Origin of the sequence: Parendozoicomonas verongulae (genome assembly GCF_009711465.1) — a bacterium.
GTDB lineage: Bacteria > Pseudomonadota > Gammaproteobacteria > Pseudomonadales > Endozoicomonadaceae > Sansalvadorimonas > Sansalvadorimonas verongulae.
This window is the reverse complement of record NZ_SMME01000124.1, coordinates 1-272: the sequence shown is the minus strand read 5'-3', so window position 1 is coordinate 272 and position 272 is coordinate 1. Positions and strand designations below refer to the sequence as shown.

The 272-nt window shown below is 45.6% G+C and carries 1 protein-coding gene; it reads left to right on the top strand.

Going from position 1 to position 272, the window contains the following annotated elements; genetic code table 11:
• Positions 1-61: 61 nt before the first annotated feature.
• Positions 62-272 (top strand): hypothetical protein (locus E1189_RS24180; protein WP_230459792.1); only part of this gene is annotated, 211 nt, incomplete at its 3' end.

Sequence of the window (272 nt, the reverse complement as noted above, 5' to 3'; positions counted from 1 at the left end):
ACAAAATTGGCTAGAACCAGAACATTGTCCCCGTACCGAGGTCACGGCACTTTATGACCTGTTGAAAAAGCTGGACGCTGCCAATGAGCTTAAACCATTGGTACAACGCCTCTTGAAAAACTGGTATGCCCATTTTTTGGGTAAGAAAAGAGATACGAGCATCTGCATCAGGGAGATATTAAATGCTGCTTCACCTTTAGACTTGCCAATATACAGTGGGCATTCACCCTTACTGGAGGGCAGCCTGAAAATGGATGATCTCACACCCTCCT